The following is a 17,338-nucleotide window of genomic DNA, read 5'->3' as shown; positions in this document are numbered from 1 at the left end:
GATTGTTTTTTTAATTGATTTACTTGTGGTAAACTAAAAAAAACTTCATAAGAATTAGGTGAGTATTTGTGCAAACTATCAAATCTTTTGTAAAAGAACATCGCCGTTATATGCTGGCTAGTTTTTTCTTGCCCTTTTTGATCATGGCGCTGATTTATTTAACGATTGGTATTTATCCAGGCAGCAGCCGCAGTGTTTTGGCGAGTGATGCCTTTTCTCAATTTTCAAATTTCCATGCTAGTTTTCGGAATATGCTTTTAGGCAAACAGAGTATCTTTTATACATGGAATGCGTCTCTCGGCCTGAATTATTTGGCCTTGATTTCCTATTATTTGGGCGGGATCTTTACGCCGCTTGTTTTATTGTTTCCCAATCAATTGATGCCAGATGCCCTTTACTTTTTGACATTGATCAAAATCGGCAGCGCAGGATTGGCCTTTTGGTTCTATGCGAGTCAATCCTTTAAAATCCAGCGTTGGCAGCATGTCACGTTGTCAGTCTGCTATGCGCTGATGTCTTTCATTACCGCCCACTCAGAATTGATCATGTGGCTGGATGCGATGATTTATTTGCCATTGGTGATTTTAGGTATCGATCGATTGATCAAAAAACGCAAGCCGATCTTGCTTTTTGTCAGTTATTTATTGCTTTTTTTGTCCAGTTTTTATATGGGCTTTATGATCGGTATTTTTTCTGTTCTTTATTGTCTCGTTCAGTTGGGACGCAACTGGCGGCAAGCCAAAGGTGCTGTGATCCCCTATAGCATCACGTCGCTGTTGGCAGGCGGTGCCTCTATGCTCATCGTCTTACCCGCCGTGATGGATCTGCACTCTAATGGTGAAGCCTTGACCACCGTAACGAAATTCAAAACCGAAGCCACCGATGTCTTGGACATCGTGATGAAGAACATGGTTGGCGTATATGATACGACCAAATATGGCTCGATTCCTTTTATCTACATTGGTCTTTTACCCTTATTGCTATGTATCTTGTATTTTGTTTCCAAAAACGTACCCCTCAAAGATAAATTGCTTTATGGCGCTTTGTTTGGCATATTGATCGCTAGTTTTTATATTGTTCCATTGAATCTTTTTTGGCATGGTATGCATGCACCGAATATGTTTCTATTCCGTTATGCCTATCTCTTTTCTTTCTTGGTGATCATGCTTGCAGGTTACGGCTGGGAACAGTTGTGGCAAAAAGATCGTGGTCTGTTTGTGATCATCACTTTATCGACCATTGTCGTCTTCGCCCTTTCCTATGCATTAAAAGGAACCGATAGCTATGCATACGTTACGATCACTTCCTTTGCATTAACTATTGTGTTCTTGATTCTTTATCTACTCTGTATCAGCTTTGGACAAGCAGGTTTACTATCCCTCAACAAAGTCGCTATTTTACTATTGGTCTTCGTATGCGGCGAGATGGCGATCAACACCAGCGGCATGCTGCGTGGTATTTTGGACGATTGGAACTATGCTTCTCGCAGCCTGTATACTGAACCCTATAACGACATCAAAACATTGGTGACGCAAGCAGATGAAGCCAATGACACTTTTTTCCGTCTGGAAAATCTAGACCCCGTTTCATCGAATGATAGTATCAATTATGGGTATAGCGGCATCAGTATGTTTTCTTCGATCAGAAACCGTAATTCTTCTAGTTATTTAGACCAACTAGGGTTTCGCTCGCGGGGGACCAATTTAAACATTCGTTATTTGAACAATACATTGCTTATGGATGCCTTCACTGGAATCAAGTACAATATTTCCAAACAAAATCTAACGAAGTATGGCTTTGAACGCGTTGGAGAATCAGGGGCTTACAAATTATATGAAAATAAAAATGCATTGCCTTTGGCTTTCTTGGCAGATCCATCGATCAATCAGATCGAACAACCGGCAAATGACAATTTAACGAGCCAGACCAATTTGATCAATGGTTTAGCCAATGCCAACTATACGTACTTTGCCTTTCAGCCGATCACGGTGATCCATACGAAAAATACGGATATCTCAGATGACGGCATGTATACAAAGCTGACCGAACAAAACTTCAACGAAGCCAAAGAAGTCACTTGGCAAGTAGAAGTTCCTGCGCATAGCCAAGCCTATCTGAGTTTGTATCCAGCAAATTTTGGCGAACTAGACAGTTCATCAGCGACAGTCACCGTCAATGGCATCAAACGAGAAACGCAAATCAGCATCAACGGACAGTATTATGATCTTGGCTCATTTGATGAAGCGACAACCGTTCAATTTACCGCAAGTTTCTATGGCACTGATGAGATCTCTTTCCAAAATCCGCAAGTAGTGACTTTGGACACGCAAGCATACCAAGCAGCCGTGAACACGATCCAAGACAGTGGTGTGGAGATGACTGTAGGGAATCGCAGTGCGGAAGCTGAGATCACCACAGACACTGAACAACAATTGGTGACGACGATTCCTTATGACAAAGGGTGGTCCGCCACGTTAGACGGTGAATCTGTACCGATCACCGCTTTTCAAGACGGTTTTGTCAGTATCACGATCCCTAGCGGTACACACCAGCTAAAATTGACTTATTTACCACAAGGTTTCCTGCTTGGTGTTTGTTTGTTCTTTGTCTGCATCGCTTTGTTCGTCTTGTTTCTTTTTGTTTATAAAGCCTACTTGACCCGACAAGCACAACGCGCACAGACAGTTGATTCACCACAACACATGGAATAAAAAACAAAAACATCACAGACATGCTACAGGCATGACTGTGATGTTTTGTTTATCTAAATACCATATACTTACTTGAATCAATCGCATTTTTTTTGATGATCTTTACCATTTTTTCCCATACATTGACCAATTCGGGTTGTTTTAAAATCCGAAGAACCGACAACCCCTGTTCAAATTTCTGCATCCCTTTCTCCGTATCCCCTAAAATATACCAATACCAGCCTTGATAACAAAGCAGATTGGTGCTATTCAGCAAGTCACCACGGTTGAATAAGACTTCCTCAGCGATAGCCAAAACTTCTTTTGCCCACTCAAAATGGCGAAAGTTGATAAACGTACTAAAGGTACCAAACAGCAAATCCAATTGAACTTCACGCATCACAGCTAATCCTGTTTCTTTTTTGGTTCGAGAGATCGCCGTTTTCAGCAAGCGATGAGAGGTTTCAACAGGAAACAAGAATTGAAAATAACGAAACAGCAACACTTCATAGACACCCCAATCATCTACTTTCAACAAATAAGAAACCACAGGTCTTGTACGCAGACGATAGGTTTCAAAAAATTGATCTGTCCGCACTTGCGTGTTTTCCTCTTCTAGATTGATTTGAAAAATATGCGTCATAAAATCAACATATAATAAAATAAAGCCATTGCCATGCGTAGCTGCTATCTCTTCTTTGAGAGCTGTCATTTGCTTCAATCCACGTTGTAAGGTCTCGTTACTCGAATAGACATCTTTATTGATGGCCAATATGCGATCAAGTTGTTCAATGAATGAACTTGTAAGGTACATGGGTGTTTGGAGCAAGTTGCTAAAATCAGCTTTTCCTTGACTTAAACCGCGTAAATACAAGAACTCCTCGAAAGAAACATTGATTTTTTCTAACAAATGCGCTAAGCGATGCAGAGTGATGTTCGATGCGCCACTTTCAAATTTACTGATAAAAGAACGGCTATTTTGTGTATCCGATAGTTGCGCCAAGGTAAACCCTCGTGCTTGGCGTAATTGTTTGAAAAGTTTTCCTTCCTCCATGACAAACTCCCCTTCTAAAAACGTAGCGATGCAAGATTATTATTCCACTATAGTGGATATATAGATCTTCCTAGTATAAATGATTCTATACTTACTGTACAACCAACAGAAAGAGATGTGATGAATTTATGCAAGTCTATCTTCAAAACAAAGGGTATCGCGCCCTCGTCAATGCTGCGCTACTAAGCGGGGTCGGCATGAGCTTATTCAATATCGTTTTTGTGATTTATGCCAGTACATTGCCTTTTAACACGCTGGCTGTATCATTGGCTTCCATGGCGATGCTCGTGCCCAGCTTATTGCAAATCGTTACTGGGCATCTGGCTGATCGTACCCGTCATAAAGTCCGTGGGATAATTTCTAGCCAATTGCTTCAAGGACTGCTGTTTTTGCTCTTGGCTTACTTGATCCAATTGCCAGCAAGTCTGCTGATATTCTTGATCCTTTTAGCGATCAACATCATCTCGGACTGTCTGGGTGCCTATAGTAGCGGCTTGCAATTGCCCTATGTACGTCGCTTGGTTCCTGTAGCATCACTCGATCAAGCAATGGGGTTTCAGACGGCCTGTCAAACGACTGTCCAAATCATTTTCCAAGGCATCGGTGCGTGGGCCATTGTATTGATGAACCACCAATTCGCTTTATTTGGCATCATCAATGCGATGACTTTCTTCTTAGCAGCAACTGTGATTTTTGGGCATCGACAGTCTTTCATTGCACAAGCAAACCAAAGCCAACAAAAAAACGGCCACTTTTTGGCAGACACCACAAAAGCCTTTCGTTTGATCACAGCTGGACCTTTCCTTAAGCAGGTATTGTTATTCGCTTTTATGATCAATACACTGGCTACTAGCACATCAGGCCTCATGAATATCGACTTATTGGCTGCCACAAATCTATGGTTTGCCTCATATGGAAATACCGTTGCGATGACGGGAATCACTATTTCAATTGGTATGATTGCCGGTTCCTTATTCACCAATGATTGGTTCCAGAAAATGGGGTTGATTCGACTAATTGGCTATACTGCAATAGTGATGGCTTTGGTTGCATTGAATTTCTTATGGATTGGCAATCGTTGGTTGATGCTGGCTTCCCTCTTCATTGTTGGTTATTTGATCGGTAAAATCAATCCTCGGCTTTCAGCCTATGTCATCAGGGAAATCGATGAAGACTATCTAGCCCTCGTGAGCGGGTTTATTTCAACCGTGGTCATGTTAGGCGGCCCCATCGGTCAATTGGTTTTCTTAGGCATCGCTAATCGCTCACTGATTCTTTGGAGTTGGCTCTTATACTTTGTTTTGTCCATGATCGTGGGATTATTCGCATATTATACTGCTTTCAAAGCAAAGAAGCACATTGAATTGCCCAAATCGGACGCTTGATCAACGTAAAAAAGCTGCGACAGGTTGCATCCCGCCGCAGCTTTCATCATCTTTTATTCATAGGACACTTTCCAAAGATACAACCCTTCTGGATGGGCTGTAGGCCCAGCCGCATTACGGTCTTTTTGCGCAAGGATCGCTGGCAGACTATCTGCTGCCATCCGTCCATTGCCAATCTTGAGCAATGTACCAACTATGATGCGGATCATTTTATAAAGAAAACCATCTCCGCGAAAAGTGAAGGTCAATTCATCTCCAGCAGGATTTACAGTCATCGTTGCCTCGTAAATCGTCCGTGTTTTGTCATCCACAGAACTTCCCGTGGCGCAAAAGCTGGTGAAATCATGCGTACCGAGCAAATCTGGCAATGCTTGCTGTATTTTTTCTAAATCTAATGGGTACGGATAATAGCTGGCATAGTGTCGTCGAAAAGGACTTCGAGGTTTGCCGATATCGACCCGAAATTGATATGTCTTTTCTTTCACCAGATATCGGGCATGAAAGTGATCATCCACGATCTCAACTGCTTTGACTGCGATATCTTCTGGTGTTTGGGTATCTAAGCCAAAGCGCATTTTTTCAGGCATTCTAGTTTGAGGAAAATCAAAATGGATGACTTGTCCTTCTGCGTGGACGCCAGCATCGGTTCGACCTGACCCATGTATTTGGATTGGTTGTCCATTGTTCATGCGGGTCAACGTTTTTTCAATTTCTTCTTGCACTGTTCGTCCATTTGGCTGTCTTTGAAAACCTTGGAAGTTGGTGCCATCATAAGCGATCGTCGCTTTGTATCGTACCATATTATTCACCTATTTCATCAAAATAAAGAACCGTTCCTTAGGTACATAGCAGCACTGATTGCCTTCCCCCAAACGTTCATCTTTAATGATCGGTGAAGGCAGTTCGTCAGATTTCTGCTACGGTGTTTTAAGTCACGGTTCTTTTTTATTTTATCCTCTCAAGAAAACCAATGCGAGGGTGAAGCAAGCGTAAACGACTACAACCATTGTATCTCTTTGATGCCAATGCAAGACCCGATACTTGGTTCGTCCTTCTCCCCCTTGATAACCTCTGGCTTCCATTGCTGTTGCCAAATCCTCTGCTCGATTGAAACTGCTGACAAACAAGGGGATCAGCAAAGGAACAATGGCTTTCATTTTTTGCAATAAGCCGCCCTCTCCAAAATCAACCCCTCGAGCCCTTTGCGCATTCATGATTTTCTCTGTTTCATCCATCAATGTCGGAACAAATCGCAAGGCAATCGATAACATCAAAGAAATCTCATGCACAGGAAAACGAACCGCTTTTAAAGGACGCAGAATGTATTCGATCGCATCCGAAAGTTCCAAAGGCTGTGTGGTCAATGTCAACAATGTCGACATAAAGATGATCAAGACAAATCGACAAAAAATAAAGACCCCGTTTTGCAAGCCATATTCTGTGACATTAAAGATCCACCATGACCAATAAACTGTCCCACCAGTGGTAAAGAGGATCTGCAGGGCAACTGTGAACAAGATCAACCATAGTAATGGTCTTACACCACGGGCGAAGAAACCAAAATCGATTTTTGACAGCAAAATACAGCACACTGTAAAGACAGCCGCCAGTAAGTAGCTCTGCCAGTTATTGGCTAAAAAGATAATCGCAATAAAATAAAAACTAGCAATCAATTTGACCCGAGGATCCAAACGGTGAATCAGTGAATCACCTGGGATATAACGGCCAAAAATCAACTTATTCATCATCGGCGGTGCCTCCCTTTTCAACCAAAACATCTGCCAATTGATCGGCAGTCAATGGCAACTGGGCAAAAGAAACGCCTTTGGCTTGCAAGCGTTCCGCAAAAGCCGTGGCGGTCGGCACACCTAATTGTTTTGCTTCAAGCCATTTGATATCCTGAAAGACATTGGCAGGCGCACCTTCTTTAACGATGCGGCCCTTTTCTAAGACATAGACATAGTCGGCATAATTAGCCACATCATCCATTAAATGGGTCACCAAGATAATCGTCATATTCTTTTCATTGTGCAGACGTTCAAACATCTCCATCATTTCTTTACGCCCTTGGGGATCTAATCCGGCAGTTGGCTCATCTAAAACCAACACTTCTGGCTCCATCGCCAAGACACCTGCAATCGCCACGCGACGCATTTGTCCGCCTGAAAGGTCAAAGGGTGAGCGTTCAAGAAAGCTTTCATCTAAACCGACCAATTGGATATACTCTTTGGCTAAGACTTGTGCAGCCTCATCTGTGACACCAAAGTTTTTGGGGCCAAAAGCGATATCTTTGGCCACATTTTCTTCAAACAACTGTGATTCCGGAAATTGGAAGACGATACCCACTTTTTTACGCAACGGCTTCAGATTTTTATTGTCAGTTTCTGGTGTGATCACCCGTTCACCGATTGTCACATGTCCGCTAGTTGGTTTCAACAATGCATTCAAATGTTGCAACAGCGTCGATTTTCCACTACCTGTGTGACCCACTAATGCCGTGTAGGACCCTTCTTTGATAGTTAAGTCAATATCAAACAAGACCCGTTGTTCAAATGGCGAATGCGGTTGATAGGTGAATCCTACTTGTTCAAAACGGATGTCCATAACCAATCCACCATCCTTTCTTCGGTCAAATATTCTTTTGGTACATCGATTCCCCGCTGCGCTAAAGCAGCTTTTAATTTTTCAGGAAAAGGCAAATCTAAACCTAGTCCAATCAATTCTGGACCAGCAGAGAAAATTTCTGCCGGCGTTCCTTCTCGAACCAATTCCCCTTCGCGCATCACCAAAACACGATTGGCATTGGCGGCTTCATCGATATCATGGGTGATCGAAAGGACCGTCAAGTTATTTTGTTCTTTGATCTTTTTGATGGTGGAGATCACTTCTTCTCGCCCTTCTGGATCTAACATGCTGGTTGCTTCATCTAAAATAATGATATCAGGTCGCAAGGCTACCACACCGGCGATCGCTACCCGCTGCTTTTGACCACCCGATAAGCGGGCTGGTTCACGAGTCGAAAATTCACTCATGCGTACTTGTTCCAAAGCGTCTTTGACACGGGTCAACATTTCATCCCTTGGAATTCCTTGATTTTCTAAACCGAAAGCAACATCATCTTCAACGGTAGACCCAACAAACTGATTGTCTGGGTTTTGAAAAACCATACCAACCATCTTGCGAATCTGCCAAATATTGGCTTCATCCAAAGGCATATCCCCCACCGTAACCGTTCCTTCTTGGGGTAAAATCAAACCATTGATCGTTTTTGCCAGAGTAGACTTCCCTGAACCATTATGACCGATCAAAGCCACCCATTCTCCTTGATTGATAGAAAATGATACCTTATTTAAAGCTGCCCGTTGTTCTTCATTATAACGCACAGTAATCTCTTGTAATTCAATGATTGGCTTCATAATAGACTCCTTCAATTGCGATTGATTCTTTCTAACACTACCAAAAAAGAGGCTGATTTTCAATGATTCTTATTGATTTCTAGACAGTTCTTTTTTCCACTTGCCATGACCTGTCAAGACAGGTAATCGAAAGTAAAAAAAAAGCACTTTATGATGAGTGCGTACACCCCGATAAATCGAGGTGTATGCGCTGAGCTAGACTCGGAAAAGTTCTTCCAACATCATAACACTCTTAATAAACATCTATAAAGTGATGATAAGTGTGATTTTAAACAAGTTCTAGGATAACCATTGGTGCAGAATCTCCGCGTCTTGGTTCTGTTTTCAAGATACGTGTATATCCGCCTTGGCGATCTGTGTAACGAGGAGCGATATCATTGAATAGTTTTTGCAAAGCAGATTCAATGACTACTTCTTCGTTTTCTTCACGAACGCTAGCAACTTCATTACGTACGAATGCTGCTGCTTGACGACGTGCATGCAAATCACCACGTTTACCTAAAGTGATCATTTTTTCTGCAGTTGAACGAACTTCTTTCGCACGCGCTTCAGTCGTAACGATACGTTCGTTAATGAATAAATCAGTTGTCAAATCACGCAACATCGCTTTACGTTGGCTAGATGTGCGTCCTAGTTTACGATAACTCACGTGGTTTCCCTCCTTCACTTTCGAAATGTTGTTTCGGTTAAACGAACCGAACTAACGCAGTCGAAAACGGTTTAATCGTCTTTACGTAATCCTAAACCTAGATCATGTAATTTCACTTTGACTTCTTCAAGAGATTTACGGCCTAAGTTTCTTACTTTGATCATTTCTGGTTCAGATTTGTTAGTCAATTCTTGTACAGTATTGATTCCTGCACGTTTTAGACAGTTATATGAACGAACAGATAAGTCTAATTCTTCAATTGTCATTTCCAACATTTTTTCTTTTTGTGTTTCTTCTTTTTCCACCATGATTTCAGCATTTTTTGCTTCATCAGTTAGGTTTACAAAGATGTCTAAATGTTCGGTCATGATTTTTGCAGATAGACTCATTGCTTCTAATGGTTCGATCGAGCCATCAGTCCAAATTTCCATCGTTAGTTTGTCGAAGTCATCACGACGACCAACACGTGTATTTTCTACTTGGTAGTTGACACGGCGTACTGGTGTATAGATAGAATCAACAGGAAGAACACCGATCGGCATATCTTCTTTCTTATTTTCGTCCGCTTGAACATAACCACGACCAGGTTTCACTGTTAAGCGAGCATGGAAGTTGGCACCTTCAGAAACGGTACAAATATACATATCTTTGTTAAGGATTTCTACGTCGCTGTCAACGATGATATCGCCAGCAGTTACCGTAGCAGGTCCAGAAATATCGATTTCCAGGGTTTTTTCTTCGTCCCCGTACATTTTCAATGCAAGACCTTTAATATTCAAGATGATTTGAGCAACGTCTTCCCGAACGCCCTTAACAGTAGAGAATTCGTGTAAAACTCCATCGATTTGAATATTGGTGATTGCCGCACCAGGTAAAGAAGATAACAAAATACGACGTAGGGAATTTCCTAGTGTAGTTCCGTAGCCTCTTTCTAGAGGTTCAACGATGAACTTGCCATAATCTTTGTCTTCATCAATCTTTGCGATTCTTGGTTTTTCGAATTCAATCATTCTTATCTTTTACCCCTTTCAAAACGAAAAGTGTCTTGTTCAATGACGTATTTGTTACACTCAAAATGAGCAGCACTCATTAAACACGACGGCGTTTTGGAGGGCGGCATCCATTATGAGGGACTGGCGTCACGTCACGGATTGCACTCACTTCCAAACCTGCTGCTTGTAATGAACGAATTGCTGCTTCACGTCCAGAACCAGGTCCTTTAACTGTTACTTCTACAGTTCTTAATCCGTGTTCCATTGCTGCTTTGGTAGCTGTTTCTGCTGCCATTTGAGCGGCAAAAGGAGTAGATTTTTTGCTTCCTTTGAAACCTAATGAACCAGCTGATGACCATGCTAATGCATTACCATGAGTATCAGTGATCATAATGATTGTATTATTGAATGTTGAGTGAATATGTGCAATACCCGCTTCAATATTCTTTTTCACACGGCGTTTACGACTCACTTTTTTTGCTGCCATGAAGTTTTAACCTCCTTCACTTAGGAATTATTTTTTCTTGCCTGCGACTGTTTTAGACGGGCCTTTACGAGTACGTGCATTGTTTTTCGTGTTTTGTCCACGAGTTGGCAATCCACGACGATGACGGATCCCACGGTATGAACCAATTTCCATCAAGCGTTTGATGTTCAAGTTCACTTCGCGACGTAAGTCACCTTCAACTTTTAATTTATCGATTTCCGCACGGATAGCATCTGTTTGTTCATTCGTTAAGTCACGAACGCGAACTTCTTCAGAAACACCTGCGTCTGCTAAAATTTGTTTTGCAGTCGTGTTACCAATACCATAGATATAAGTAAGTGAAACGACCACACGTTTATCACGAGGAATATCTACTCCTGCAATACGAGCCATATTTGTTACACCTCCAATTATCCTTGACGTTGTTTATGTTTTGGATTTGCTGGGCAAATCACCATAACGCGCCCTTTACGACGAATTACTTTACAATGTTCGCACATTGGTTTTACTGATGGTCTTACTTTCATGATAATACCTCCTGTGGTTTTACGGAGTACAATTATTTAAAGCGATAAGTAATGCGGCCACGGTTCAGATCATACGGTGATAATTCAACCGTTACTTTGTCTCCAGGTAATATACGAATGTAGTGCATCCGGATTTTACCAGAAACGGTCGCTAGAACTTGGTGTCCGTTTTCCAATTCTACTTTAAACATTGCATTCGGCAAAGTTTCGACGACTGTACCTTCGACTTCAATCATATCTTCTTTTGCCACGCACAGTACCTCCTTGTACTTGTGATTTTCACACGATAAAATGGCGGAAACGCGGTTCCCACCTGATATTCTCAAACTATGCTCCCACCCTACGAAAAGGTAGAAGTCGGACTGATATATTTTACCATATCCTGTCAAAGGTTTCAAGAGAAAGTTTTAAGCTGCAAGTTGGTCTCGGGCAATCTATGATTAGTCAATGATGTGTTGTACATCTTCGAAGACAGCATCGATGTCGCGATCCCCATCAATTGATTGCAATAACCCTTGGTCTTTGTAATAAGATAAGATTGGTTGACTACTTTCAATATTGACAGCTAGACGATTTTTGACCGTCTCAGGCTTATCATCTTCACGTTGATAGAAGTCATGACTTCCGCAACGATCACATGTTCCTTCCACTTTTGGCGGATTGAACAATTTATGATAAGTTGCCCCACAATTGCGGCACATGAAGCGGCCGGCTAAACGTTCTACAAGAACTTCTTCAGGAACATGGATATCAATCACTGCATCGATTTTCTTGTTAAGGTCTTGCAACATAGCGTCTAATGCTTTGGCTTGATCTAACGTCCGAGGAAAGCCGTCTAATAAGAAGCCTTTCTCAGTATCAGGTTCTGCCAGACGCGCTTTGACGATGCCGTTGGTGACCTCATCAGGAACCAATGCACCTTGGTCCATGTATGATTTTGCTTTAAGGCCTAGTTCTGTTTCGTTCGCCATCGCAGCCCGAAACATATCGCCTGTTGAAATATGAGGAAGACCGTATTCAGCAACGATACGTTCTGCCTGAGTACCTTTTCCGGCACCAGGTAATCCCATTAAAATGAGGTTCATTCTAATTCCTCCTGTAAGTTTTTGAATAGTGTTGAGGAAGACCTCAACACCTCAATAACTTTAATTGATAAAACCAGTATATTTTCGTTTCAGCATAAGTCCTTCTAACTGCTTGGCAGTATCCAGAGCCACCCCGATGACGATCAATAAACTTGTTCCACCTAACCCGATTGATTGCGGTAAGTTCCAAACCATTTGTGCAATGATCGGCAGCAATGCAACCAAGCCTAAGAACACTGACCCGACAGTACTTAATCGCATCAATAAACGCGATACATATTCTTCTGTTCCTTTACCAGGACGCACACTTGGAATATAACTTCCTTGTTTTTGCAAGTTTTCCGCTAATTTCTCAGGGTTGACTTGAACAAATGCGTAGAAGAATGTAAATGCGACGATCAAGACCGTATATACGATAGCACCCGGTACGGTGTTATAACTAAAAATCATTTGAACAACGTCATACCAAGTTTCACCTTTGTACGAACTACCCAATGCTTGAATGATCGCATTTGGCGTCGTGATCAAAGAGCTGGCAAAGATAACTGGAATCACCCCAGCAGCATTTACTTTCAATGGAAGGTAACTGCTTGTTGGTGCGCCTGCTACCCGTTTGGTATATTGGATCGGAATCTTGCGTTCTGCTTGTTGAACGTATGTTACAAAAGTAATAACGAGCAATACAGCTACGACAAGAATCAGCATAAAGAGAGCGTTGACCCAGATGTCAGATTTTTCCACGTTGATGAAATAATCCTCGATCAATTCTTTGATGCTGGCCGGCAAGCGTGAAATGATCCCTGCAAAGATGATCATTGACACACCATTTCCAATACCACGTTCCGTAATTTGTTCCCCTAGCCAAGTCACTAACATCGTGCCTGCTGTCAAGATCAAACCAATGACGATAAACGTAGCAACGTTCGGATTGTTTACGAAGCCTAGTTGTGTGTAATAGTTAAAACCAGCTGTCAATGTCATTGATTGGACAAACGCCAATACCAATGTCAAATAACGCGTTGCTTGGTTTAATTTTTTACGACCGACTTCCCCTTGTTTAGACCATTCAACAAATTTTGGTACGATATCCATCTGCAGCAATTGGATAACAATCGAGGCAGTGATGTAAGGTGAGACCCCCATCGAGAAGATCGAAAATTGTTGCATAGCGCCACCACTGACCAGATTCAACATATTTAAAAATGGCAAATCAGCAATAGTAGACAAGCGGCTTGCGTCTACGCCTGGCACGGTAATGTGTGTTCCCAGACGAAAGACAAACAAGATAAACACGGTGAACAAAATTCTTGATCTAATATCTTTTACTTTAAAGGCATCCTTCAATAGTTTGATCATTAGATCACCTCGATTGATCCACCAGCAGCAACGATTGCTTCCTCAGCTGCTTTTGAAAATTTAGCTGCTTTCACAGTCAATTTCTTCGTTAATTCTCCGTTAGCTAATACTTTGATTCCAGCTTTTTCGTCTTTGACGATTCCAGCTTCGTGTAAAGCAACAGGTGTTACTTCAGCACCGTCTTCAAAGCGGTTTAAGACATCAAGATTGATGACTGCATATTCTTTACGGTTTACATTGGTAAAGCCACGTTTTGGCAAACGACGGAACAATGGTGTTTGTCCACCTTCGAATCCTAGACGTACTCCGCCACCTGAACGAGCTTTTTGACCTTTTTGTCCACGTCCAGCTGTTTTACCGTTACCAGATGAAGTTCCTCGTCCAACACGGTTACGTACTTGGCGTGAGCCTTCTGATGGTTTTAATTCATGAAGTTTCATAGGTTTGGCACCTCCTTAATCAAACTAGATCTGCTGATCCTTAGACTTCTTCAACGTCCACTAAATGAGAAACAGTATTGACCATGCCTTTGATTGCATCATTAGCAGGTTTTACAACTGTTGAGTTCATTTTAGTTAGACCTAACGCTTTTACAGTATCGCGTTGGTTTTGAGGACGTCCGATAATACTGCGTTTTAAAGTAATTTTCAATTCAGCCATTATGTTGTCCTCCTTAACCGATTAATTCTTCAACTGATTTGCCGCGAAGTGCTGCCACTTCTTCAGCGCGTTTTAATTGTTTCAAACCTTCAACTGTTGCGCGAACAACGTTGATTGGTGTGTTAGAACCTAAAGATTTAGATGTGATATCTGCTACCCCAGCTAATTCCAATACGGCACGAACTGGTCCACCAGCAGCGACCCCAGAACCTTCTACAGCAGGTTTCATTAGGATACGTCCGCCACCGAATACACCGATAACTTCGTGAGGGATTGTAGAACCAACCATTGGTACTTCAACCAAGTTTTTCTTCGCGTCTTCGATTGCTTTACGGATTGCTTCTGGTACTTCTTGTGCTTTACCAGTACCAAAACCTACGTGTCCGTTTTTGTCACCGACAACGACTAAAGCAGCAAAGCGCAGACGACGTCCACCTTTAACAACTTTAGTAACACGGTTGATCGCAACAACGCGGTCTTCTAATTCCAAATGTTTTGGATCAATATAAACCATGAATGGTGTTCCTCCTTCTCTTAAAATTCTAGTCCATTTTCGCGTGCTGCTTCAGCTAAAGCTGCTACACGGCCATGGTAAAGGTATCCACCACGGTCAAAGACTACTACTTTAATACCTTTTGCTGCTGCACGTTCTGCGACTAATTTACCGACAGCTTGTGCTTGTTCAGTTTTGTTTGCACCTGAAACTTCTTTATCTAAGGCAGAGGCACTTGCTAGCGTCACACCCGCTACGTCATCAATTACTTGTGCGTAGATGTTTTTGTTCGAACGGAACACGTTTAAGCGTGGGCACTCAGCAGTACCAGAGATTTTGTTACGTACGCGACGATGTCTTTTTTGACGTGTCTTGTTTTTATCTGGTTTTGTAATCACAATTTGTCACCTCTTTTTATTTGCTAGCCTAAGCTGCTAGTCGTAAAAGTTTACGACTATTTACCAGTTTTACCTTCTTTACGGCGTACAAATTCGCCAACATAACGAATCCCTTTGCCTTTATAAGGTTCTGGAGGACGAACGCCGCGGATATTGGCAGCCAATTCGCCGACTACTTCTTTATCGATTCCTTTGATGATAACAGAAGTGTTAGATGGCACTTCGATTTCAATGCCAGCTGGCGCGTCGATTTCAACTGGATGAGAGTAACCAACGCTCAATACAAGTTTTTTGCCTTGTAATTGTGCACGGTACCCAACCCCGATCAATTCTAACGCTTTTTGGAAACCTTCAGAAACACCAACAACCATGTTGTTGAAGTTTGCACGGGTAGTTCCGTGGATAGTTTTCATTTCTTTACTATCGTTTGGACGAGCAAATGATACTTCGTTTCCTTCAATATTCATTGAAATATCAGAAGAGAACGTACGTGTCAATTCGCCTTTTGGTCCTTTAACTGTAATGTCGTTTCCAGCTTGTTTCACTTCAACACCTGCAGGAAGAACGACGATCTTATTACCGATACGACTCACTTAGAGGCACCTCCTTGTGGAATATTTTAAATTACCATACATAAGCGACTACTTCGCCGCCAACATTTTTTGCTCTAGCTTCTTTGTCAGTGATTACACCGTCAGAAGTTGAGATAATTGCGATTCCTAGACCATTTAATACTTTAGGTACTTCGTCAGCTTTGACATAAGCACGCAAGCCTGGTTTAGAGATACGTTTTAGGTTTGTGATAACACGTTCGCCGTTTTTACCGTATTTAAGAAATACGCGGATCACGCCTTGTTTGTCATCTTCAATGTATTCAACATCGCGGACGAAACCTTCACGTTTCAAGATTTCAGCGATATCACGTTTGATTTTTGAAGCAGGTACTTCTAAGCTTTCGTGTTTAACCATGTTTGCGTTACGCACGCGCGTTAGAAAATCTGCGATTGGATCTGTCATGACCATGGGATAATTTACCTCCTTTATGCGAGTATAGTTTACCAGCTAGCTTTCTTCACGCCGGGAATTTGTCCTTTATAGGCAAGTTCGCGGAAGCAAATACGGCATAGATGAAATTTACGATAAACTGAATGTGGACGTCCGCAACGTTCGCAACGTGTATATTCTTGTGTTGAGAATTTAGCAGGGCGTTTGTTTTTAGCAATCATTGATTTTTTAGCCACGTAGTTCGCCTCCTTTTTTTATTTTTGGAATGGCATGCCTAATTGTGTTAACAATTCACGAGATTCTTCATCTGTGTTTGCTGTTGTTACAATAACGATATCCATACCACGTACTTTATCGATCAAATCGTAGTCAACTTCAGGGAAGATCAATTGTTCTTTGATCCCTAAAGTGTAGTTTCCGCGTCCGTCGAACGCTTTTTTGCTCACACCGTGGAAGTCACGGACACGTGGCAATGAAACACTGACCAATTTGTCTAAGAATTCATACATTCTTTCGCCACGCAATGTGACTTTCGCACCAATCGGCATACCTTCACGTAAACGGAAGCCAGCGATTGATTTTTTCGCTTTAGTGATCAATGGTTTTTGACCTGAGATCAATTGTAATTCTTCAACAGCTTTGTCTAAGTTTTTTGCGTTTGAAACAGCATCACCCACACCCATGTTGATAACGATCTTATCAACTTTTGGTGCTTGCATGATTGAGCTGTAGTTAAATTTGTCCATTAATGATGGGACAACTTCTTTTGAATATTTTTCTTTAAGGCGGTTCATCTGTTAGCCCCTCCTTCCTTCATCTGATTATTTATCAAGAACTTCGCCGGTTTTTTTAGAAACGCGGACTTTTTTGCCGTCAACTTCTTTGTAACCTACACGTGTTGCTTCACCGTTCGAAGGATCAACCACCATCACGTTTGAAACATGAATGGGTGCTTCCATTTCAACGATTCCGCCTTGAGGAGCAGTTTGAGAAGGTTTTTGGTGTTTTTTCACGACATTGACACCTTCAACAACGACTTTGTCTTTTTTAGGAAACGCTGCTAGCACAACGCCTTCTTTGTTTTTGTCTTTACCAGTGATAACTTTAACTTTATCGCCTTTTTTAACAAACATGTTTGTTT

At 41.9% G+C, this 17,338-nt stretch carries 24 protein-coding genes; 2 read left to right on the top strand and 22 right to left on the bottom strand.

Translation table 11 applies throughout. The annotated features are described in order from the left end of the window. Nucleotides 1–68 precede the first annotated feature (68 nt). Nucleotides 69–2,711 (top strand): YfhO family protein, encoded by a 2,643-nt coding sequence (locus IGI41_RS01270; protein ID WP_430610803.1) that lies wholly within the window; start codon nt 69–71, stop codon nt 2,709–2,711. A 49-nt stretch (nt 2,712–2,760) separates the two neighbouring features. Here IGI41_RS01270 and IGI41_RS01265 read toward each other — a convergent pair whose 3' ends face one another. Beyond that, a complete protein-coding gene (locus IGI41_RS01265; RefSeq protein WP_430610802.1) occupies nt 2,761–3,744 on the bottom strand; it encodes a helix-turn-helix domain-containing protein in 984 nt (327 codons plus the stop codon). A gap of 128 nt (nt 3,745–3,872) precedes the next feature. Between IGI41_RS01265 and IGI41_RS01260 the strand changes: the two genes are divergently transcribed. Continuing rightward, nucleotides 3,873–5,129, top strand: coding sequence for an MFS transporter (locus tag IGI41_RS01260; protein WP_430610800.1), 1,257 nt, complete (start codon nt 3,873–3,875; stop codon nt 5,127–5,129). Between the two features lie 53 nt (nt 5,130–5,182). On the opposite strand, the gene truA is transcribed toward IGI41_RS01260, so the two are convergent. The 21 genes from truA to rplX form a co-directional block, all read right to left on the bottom strand. Then, the gene (gene truA / locus IGI41_RS01255) at nt 5,183–5,929 is read right to left on the bottom strand and encodes a tRNA pseudouridine(38-40) synthase TruA (protein WP_430610799.1); all 747 of its coding nucleotides are present in this window, start codon (nt 5,927–5,929) and stop codon (nt 5,183–5,185) included. A gap of 150 nt (nt 5,930–6,079) precedes the next feature. Beyond that, nucleotides 6,080–6,877, bottom strand: a complete 798-nt coding sequence (locus IGI41_RS01250) for an energy-coupling factor transporter transmembrane component T family protein (protein ID WP_430610798.1) — start codon at nt 6,875–6,877, stop codon at nt 6,080–6,082. After that, complete coding sequence (locus IGI41_RS01245; protein ID WP_430610797.1) at nt 6,867–7,733, bottom strand: energy-coupling factor ABC transporter ATP-binding protein; 867 nt, start codon at nt 7,731–7,733, stop codon at nt 6,867–6,869. The genes IGI41_RS01250 and IGI41_RS01245 overlap by 11 nt, the downstream gene beginning before the upstream one ends. After that, a complete protein-coding gene (locus tag IGI41_RS01240) occupies nt 7,709–8,545 on the bottom strand; it encodes an energy-coupling factor ABC transporter ATP-binding protein (RefSeq protein WP_430610795.1) in 837 nt (278 codons plus the stop codon). Before IGI41_RS01240 ends, IGI41_RS01245 begins: the two co-directional genes overlap by 25 nt. Nucleotides 8,546–8,813: 268 nt before the next feature. Next, nucleotides 8,814–9,194 (bottom strand): 50S ribosomal protein L17, encoded by a 381-nt coding sequence (rplQ, locus tag IGI41_RS01235; protein WP_054115714.1) that lies wholly within the window; start codon nt 9,192–9,194, stop codon nt 8,814–8,816. Between the two features lie 71 nt (nt 9,195–9,265). Further along, nucleotides 9,266–10,204 (bottom strand): DNA-directed RNA polymerase subunit alpha, encoded by a 939-nt coding sequence (locus tag IGI41_RS01230; protein ID WP_054115713.1) that lies wholly within the window; start codon nt 10,202–10,204, stop codon nt 9,266–9,268. A 79-nt stretch (nt 10,205–10,283) separates the two neighbouring features. After that, nucleotides 10,284–10,673, bottom strand: a complete 390-nt coding sequence (rpsK, locus tag IGI41_RS01225; protein WP_054115712.1) for a 30S ribosomal protein S11 — start codon at nt 10,671–10,673, stop codon at nt 10,284–10,286. Nucleotides 10,674–10,700: 27 nt separating this feature from the next. Next, nucleotides 10,701–11,066: a 30S ribosomal protein S13 gene (rpsM, locus tag IGI41_RS01220; RefSeq protein ID WP_054115711.1), complete on the bottom strand. Its 366-nt coding sequence runs from the start codon at nt 11,064–11,066 to the stop codon at nt 10,701–10,703. A 17-nt stretch (nt 11,067–11,083) separates the two neighbouring features. Continuing rightward, nucleotides 11,084–11,200 carry a 50S ribosomal protein L36 gene (gene rpmJ / locus IGI41_RS01215; protein ID WP_002288710.1) on the bottom strand — a complete coding sequence of 39 codons (117 nt, stop codon included), beginning with the start codon at nt 11,198–11,200 and terminating at the stop codon, nt 11,084–11,086. A gap of 32 nt (nt 11,201–11,232) precedes the next feature. Continuing rightward, nucleotides 11,233–11,451, bottom strand: a complete 219-nt coding sequence (gene infA, locus IGI41_RS01210) for a translation initiation factor IF-1 (RefSeq protein ID WP_002288695.1) — start codon at nt 11,449–11,451, stop codon at nt 11,233–11,235. Between the two features lie 189 nt (nt 11,452–11,640). Further along, nucleotides 11,641–12,285, bottom strand: a complete 645-nt coding sequence (locus IGI41_RS01205; protein WP_430610792.1) for an adenylate kinase — start codon at nt 12,283–12,285, stop codon at nt 11,641–11,643. Between the two features lie 60 nt (nt 12,286–12,345). After that, nucleotides 12,346–13,641 carry a preprotein translocase subunit SecY gene (secY, locus tag IGI41_RS01200; RefSeq protein ID WP_430610790.1) on the bottom strand — a complete coding sequence of 432 codons (1,296 nt, stop codon included), beginning with the start codon at nt 13,639–13,641 and terminating at the stop codon, nt 12,346–12,348. Next, a complete protein-coding gene (gene rplO, locus IGI41_RS01195) occupies nt 13,641–14,081 on the bottom strand; it encodes a 50S ribosomal protein L15 (RefSeq protein WP_003128016.1) in 441 nt (146 codons plus the stop codon). The genes secY and rplO overlap by 1 nt, the downstream gene beginning before the upstream one ends. A gap of 40 nt (nt 14,082–14,121) precedes the next feature. Further along, nucleotides 14,122–14,301: a 50S ribosomal protein L30 gene (gene rpmD / locus IGI41_RS01190; protein WP_054115708.1), complete on the bottom strand. Its 180-nt coding sequence runs from the start codon at nt 14,299–14,301 to the stop codon at nt 14,122–14,124. 13 nt (nt 14,302–14,314) lie between these two features. Continuing rightward, nucleotides 14,315–14,815 carry a 30S ribosomal protein S5 gene (gene rpsE, locus IGI41_RS01185; protein ID WP_003128014.1) on the bottom strand — a complete coding sequence of 167 codons (501 nt, stop codon included), beginning with the start codon at nt 14,813–14,815 and terminating at the stop codon, nt 14,315–14,317. A gap of 20 nt (nt 14,816–14,835) precedes the next feature. Then, on the bottom strand, nt 14,836–15,192 hold the full coding sequence (gene rplR / locus IGI41_RS01180) for a 50S ribosomal protein L18 (RefSeq protein ID WP_086273305.1): 357 nt from the start codon (nt 15,190–15,192) through the stop codon (nt 14,836–14,838). 56 nt (nt 15,193–15,248) lie between these two features. Beyond that, entirely contained in the window at nt 15,249–15,785 is a 537-nt protein-coding gene (gene rplF / locus IGI41_RS01175; RefSeq protein ID WP_430610788.1) for a 50S ribosomal protein L6, read from the bottom strand. Nucleotides 15,786–15,816: 31 nt separating this feature from the next. Further along, the gene (gene rpsH / locus IGI41_RS01170) at nt 15,817–16,215 is read right to left on the bottom strand and encodes a 30S ribosomal protein S8 (protein ID WP_005227093.1); all 399 of its coding nucleotides are present in this window, start codon (nt 16,213–16,215) and stop codon (nt 15,817–15,819) included. Nucleotides 16,216–16,247: 32 nt separating this feature from the next. Continuing rightward, a complete protein-coding gene (locus tag IGI41_RS01165; protein WP_003128010.1) occupies nt 16,248–16,433 on the bottom strand; it encodes a type Z 30S ribosomal protein S14 in 186 nt (61 codons plus the stop codon). 18 nt (nt 16,434–16,451) lie between these two features. Further along, nucleotides 16,452–16,991: a 50S ribosomal protein L5 gene (gene rplE / locus IGI41_RS01160; protein WP_430610787.1), complete on the bottom strand. Its 540-nt coding sequence runs from the start codon at nt 16,989–16,991 to the stop codon at nt 16,452–16,454. 27 nt (nt 16,992–17,018) lie between these two features. Continuing rightward, a complete protein-coding gene (gene rplX, locus IGI41_RS01155) occupies nt 17,019–17,330 on the bottom strand; it encodes a 50S ribosomal protein L24 (RefSeq protein ID WP_003128007.1) in 312 nt (103 codons plus the stop codon). Nucleotides 17,331–17,338: the final 8 nt, after the last annotated feature.

The sequence above is a fragment of the Enterococcus sp. DIV0876 genome, from assembly GCF_050529585.1.
In the GTDB taxonomy this organism is placed as follows: Bacteria; Bacillota; Bacilli; order Lactobacillales; family Enterococcaceae; genus Enterococcus_D.
The sequence above is the reverse complement of the archived record's forward strand: the minus strand, read 5'-3'. Positions and strand labels throughout refer to the sequence as shown.

Bases quoted from the DNA above. Each gene is read 5' to 3' on its own strand.
- IGI41_RS01245 (WP_430610797.1), bottom strand. From the start codon at position 7,733: ATGGACATCCGTTTTGAACAAGTAGGATTCACCTATCAACCGCATTCG.
- IGI41_RS01205 (WP_430610792.1), bottom strand. From the start codon at position 12,285: ATGAACCTCATTTTAATGGGATTACCTGGTGCCGGAAAAGGTACTCAG.
- IGI41_RS01230 (WP_054115713.1), bottom strand. From the start codon at position 10,204: ATGATTGAATTCGAAAAACCAAGAATCGCAAAGATTGATGAAGACAAA.
- rpsE (WP_003128014.1), bottom strand. From the start codon at position 14,815: ATGGTTTATATTGATCCAAAACATTTGGAATTAGAAGACCGCGTTGTT.
- IGI41_RS01250 (WP_430610798.1), bottom strand. From the start codon at position 6,877: ATGATGAATAAGTTGATTTTTGGCCGTTATATCCCAGGTGATTCACTG.
- rplO (WP_003128016.1), bottom strand. From the start codon at position 14,081: ATGAAACTTCATGAATTAAAACCATCAGAAGGCTCACGCCAAGTACGT.
- rpmD (WP_054115708.1), bottom strand. From the start codon at position 14,301: ATGGCTGAATTGAAAATTACTTTAAAACGCAGTATTATCGGACGTCCT.
- rplE (WP_430610787.1), bottom strand. From the start codon at position 16,991: ATGAACCGCCTTAAAGAAAAATATTCAAAAGAAGTTGTCCCATCATTA.
- rplX (WP_003128007.1), bottom strand. From the start codon at position 17,330: ATGTTTGTTAAAAAAGGCGATAAAGTTAAAGTTATCACTGGTAAAGAC.
- IGI41_RS01240 (WP_430610795.1), bottom strand. From the start codon at position 8,545: ATGAAGCCAATCATTGAATTACAAGAGATTACTGTGCGTTATAATGAA.
- secY (WP_430610790.1), bottom strand. From the start codon at position 13,641: ATGATCAAACTATTGAAGGATGCCTTTAAAGTAAAAGATATTAGATCA.
- truA (WP_430610799.1), bottom strand. From the start codon at position 5,929: ATGGTACGATACAAAGCGACGATCGCTTATGATGGCACCAACTTCCAA.
- rpsH (WP_005227093.1), bottom strand. From the start codon at position 16,215: ATGGTCATGACAGATCCAATCGCAGATTTTCTAACGCGCGTGCGTAAC.
- rpmJ (WP_002288710.1), bottom strand. From the start codon at position 11,200: ATGAAAGTAAGACCATCAGTAAAACCAATGTGCGAACATTGTAAAGTA.
- IGI41_RS01260 (WP_430610800.1), top strand. From the start codon at position 3,873: ATGCAAGTCTATCTTCAAAACAAAGGGTATCGCGCCCTCGTCAATGCT.
- rpsK (WP_054115712.1), bottom strand. From the start codon at position 10,673: ATGGCAGCAAAAAAAGTGAGTCGTAAACGCCGTGTGAAAAAGAATATT.
- IGI41_RS01265 (WP_430610802.1), bottom strand. From the start codon at position 3,744: ATGGAGGAAGGAAAACTTTTCAAACAATTACGCCAAGCACGAGGGTTT.
- rpsM (WP_054115711.1), bottom strand. From the start codon at position 11,066: ATGGCTCGTATTGCAGGAGTAGATATTCCTCGTGATAAACGTGTGGTC.